Origin of the sequence: Zhongshania sp., from assembly GCF_041623545.1 — a bacterium.
Taxonomy (GTDB): domain Bacteria; phylum Pseudomonadota; class Gammaproteobacteria; order Pseudomonadales; family Spongiibacteraceae; genus Spongiibacter.
Genome location: NZ_JBFJWS010000318.1, coordinates 1 through 3535, shown reverse-complemented (window position 1 = coordinate 3535; position 3535 = coordinate 1). Strand labels below are relative to the sequence as shown.

The 3535-nt window shown below is 51.7% G+C and carries 3 protein-coding genes; 2 read left to right on the top strand and 1 reads right to left on the bottom strand.

Translation table 11 applies throughout. From position 1 onward, the window contains the following. Positions 1 to 37 precede the first annotated feature (37 nt). Positions 38 to 1906 carry a beta-ketoacyl synthase gene (locus tag ABYT30_RS17120; protein WP_373097654.1) on the bottom strand — a complete coding sequence of 623 codons (1869 nt, stop codon included), beginning with the start codon at positions 1904 to 1906 and terminating at the stop codon, positions 38 to 40. A 106-nt stretch (positions 1907 to 2012) separates the two neighbouring features. On the opposite strand from ABYT30_RS17120, the gene ABYT30_RS17115 reads away from it, so the two are divergent. Further along, positions 2013 to 3005, top strand: coding sequence for a GlxA family transcriptional regulator (locus tag ABYT30_RS17115; protein WP_373097652.1), 993 nt, complete (start codon positions 2013 to 2015; stop codon positions 3003 to 3005). Between the two features lie 132 nt (positions 3006 to 3137). Continuing rightward, positions 3138 to 3535 (top strand): beta-ketoacyl synthase N-terminal-like domain-containing protein (locus ABYT30_RS17110; protein WP_373097650.1); only part of this gene is annotated, 398 nt, incomplete at its 3' end.

Here is a 3535-nt window from a genome sequence, read left to right as displayed (position 1 = left end):
TTTACCCTAAAAACATCCGTCTGTCCCCTTATTCGCCCTATTTCAACCACTGCGCAAAGGGCGATTCAAGACTAAGATCCACTTTCCCAGCCCAACCTTTAATGCCAATACCGTCTCGACTCATATCCAAGTCGTCACCAGCAAGTACATTTTCGCCAAATTTATACAGGACACTAAAGCCGGTTTCACATGCCTTGTCATCATACGCGGCGGCCCGCTCGCGGCTCTGTTCCTGTCGCCCTAAGTATTCCTGCCAAGCCTTAGCCCCGTGTCTTCCCTGCAACAGCCGCTTACTTAAGGTCGGCGACAGCAGTGTTGCGGAGGCATTATTGCCCCCGAAACCTTTAGCATTCAAAATGGCAACATCCAAGCTGTCGGGCTCAACTTCGATATGTTCTTTCTGCAAGCGTAAATTACTGCAATGAACATCGTCGGCGATATGGTCAATTGTACTGATGCCTGGAATTATATTGTCATTCCACACCCCTAAACTGGCAATTAATTGATCGCCAGAAGCCGCACCAATGCTGTGACCTAGATAAGCCTTAATCGCTGCGACTGGCCACCTTTCGATCCCAAAGGTCTTCGCCACCTCGTTTAGAATATGGGACTCTGACACTCGATTTTGCGGGGTACTGGTACCGTGGGACTGTACGAAACTGCGGCGTTTAATCGCTTCATCACCGACAATTCCGGCTGCCGCCGCGAGCGCTTTAGCAACAGTGAGATAATTTCCCACGCCCGGCGATGAAATCGATTTTTTATAACCGTCGGCATTGACGAATACATCCGGCACGGCGCCGTGAATTTGGGCGCCCAGCTCCATCGCTAAATCATCATCAAACAGCACAATAAACTGGGATGACTCGGACACGGTAAATCCACAATTACTGCTAAAGGGTCGACTGGCGCGGCGGTGGTCTGGCTCGCTCAAACCTTTTTCTGCATCCAGCTTTAACAACTCAGCATCTGAAGCCAAAGCACCCATGGTGTAGTAACCATCAATAATTCGCGGCTCGACGCCGGACTCCGCAACACCAACCACGGCGACGCGGATGTTGCCGCTGCGAATTTCATTCACCGCTTGCCGCAAATTGTAAAAGAAGGTTGCGCAAGCGCCTAAGCTCGGACCACTGGTACCAACACTGCCTAAAACATAGGCGCTAACAAAGTCTGCGGGCATGTCAGCCAAACCTAAGGCGAGGTTTTTAGAGCTAACCCGGCCGCCGTTGGCTCGGGCTGACAGCAAGCCACCAAAGCCGTTGTCATCGAGCTGGGCCATAGCGGAGCTAGCGTATACCCCCATCTGATCCGGTTTAATGCGATCCATCACCGCCTGCCATTCAATACCCATCGCATTAAGTGCGTCGGACACGCCGCAAATTGCCAACTGCAATCCGCGAGGGTGACTGCGCGAAGCGTATAGCGCAGCGGGGTCAAAGCCCGTCGGGAACTGCCCCGCAGAAGAAACTTCAATTTTACGGCTGGTCGGTAATAAAATATCGCAGCCATTATGAATACTGACCGACACCTTGCCGCTGCCCAAATCTCGCACCGACCAACCCGCGGGGAGTTCGTCGGGTAAATCCCGAGCCCGCGTGACAAACTGCAAGTCACCATCCAGCCCACTCATGGCCATACGTTTATTCCAAGGCACTTGATCAGTGTCGAAAATGTTACCTTCAATCTTACGAATTAAGGTGTGCTCAAGAATATAACGGCGCTGAGCCTCATCCTTAGCGGTTTCTGGCGACAAGCCCATAATCGCTGATAGACTGCGATAGGTTCGGTCCGCCTTATCTTGCGCCAGTGCGTCAATGACCATACGGCGATAACCGTGGTGAAAGGAACTGCGACCTGCAGGATTAACACCACCAAAACCAACTATTACGGGAAGCTTACTCACACTTATTCCTTATCTATAGCAATCACGATATCAGGCAGCAGTCTATCGATGTTAGACAATTTGAAATATAATATAACTGCCAAAAAATAAGATGATTGCGCCAAATATGAAACGAGTCGCCCTTTTAGCTTTTCACGACGCCCTTGCCACCAGCATTAGCCTTCCCATGGAGTTATTAACTGCGGCAAACAGTGTGTCGCGGCTACATACCCGTACGCCACTGCTCGACATCACTATTGTCGGTCTCGACCCGCCGCCGATCCGTGTCTCCGGCGGCATGGAAATTATGCCCAACGCGGAGCTCACTGACGACGACGCCTACGACCTCATTATTATCCCCAGCCGCTGGCGCCACCCGCACCGAGGCGCTCCTACTCGGCCCGAAATCAAAGCATGGCTAATACATCATGAGCAGCGTGGCGCCGATATTTGCGCGGTTGGTAACGCCAGCTATTTTCTTGCCGAAGCAGGCTTACTCAACAAACGCGTCGCGACTACGCACTGGCACTATTTTGACGACTTCGCGACCCGCTATCCGCAGGTAGTATTGCACCGCGATTACCTTATCACCCAAGCTGACAACCTGTTCTGTACTGGCAGCGTGAACTCCGCCGCCGATCTGGTAATACATCTCATTGACCGCTATTGGGGCGCATCTATTGCCCGCCGCGTCGCCCAGCAATTCTCGCCGGAAAGCCGACGCCCCTTTTCACGTAATAGTTATCGGGTTGATCGCAGCGATTTACACCGCGACGAAACCATTGCTCTCGTCCAAAATTGGCTGGCCAGACACCTCAATGAACCCTTCAACATCAAAGACCTCGCTCGCCAAAGCGGGCTTAGCGAGCGCAGTTTTCATCGCCGGTTTCGTCAAGTTACCGGACTGGCACCACTACAATATATGCAGAAAATGCGCATTGAACTGGCGCGGGACCTTCTCCAAAACAGCAACTTGTCGATAGAGGAAATCGGTCGGCAATGCGGCTACACCGACAGCAGTTACTTTTGTCGCCTGTTTAAGCAACACTGCACCAGCAGTCCAGGTGAATATCGCCGCGCAGTGCGCCACAAATTATTTGAAGTAAACGAGCAGAAATAGCTAATAAATTGAAAAAACAAGCGATTTATGGCCTAATACGCCTCCATTTTCGCAGTACTCGCGGTCAAAATTCATCCTTTGTTTCTCTGGCCAACAGGCCAATTTAAACAGTACCTACAAGGAAAACACCCCATGTCCAACTCCGTTTATATCGTTTCGGGAAGCCGCACCCCAATGGGCAGCATGCTAGGCTCACTTAGTGCAATGACCGCCGTTGAACTCGGCACAACAGCGATTGCCGAAGCCGTAAAACGAGCCAATATTGACGCGGCTAAAATTGATGATGTGATTATGGGTTGCGTTTTACCCGCAGGCTTAAAACAAGGACCCGCACGACAAGCCGCAATTATGGCCGGCATTCCAAAATCTACTGGCGCCGTCACCGTCAATAAATTGTGCGGATCAGGGATGCAGGCCACAATTTACGCCCACGACCAAATTAAGGCGGGGAGCTGCGACATTATCGTCGCTGGCGGCATGGAAAGCATGACCAACGCCCCACATATCGTGCTCAATGCCCGTAAAGGCGT

Excerpts from the sequence above, each read along its gene's own strand:
- ABYT30_RS17115 (WP_373097652.1), top strand. The coding sequence starts at position 2,013 with ATGAAACGAGTCGCCCTTTTAGCTTTTCACGACGCCCTTGCCACCAGC.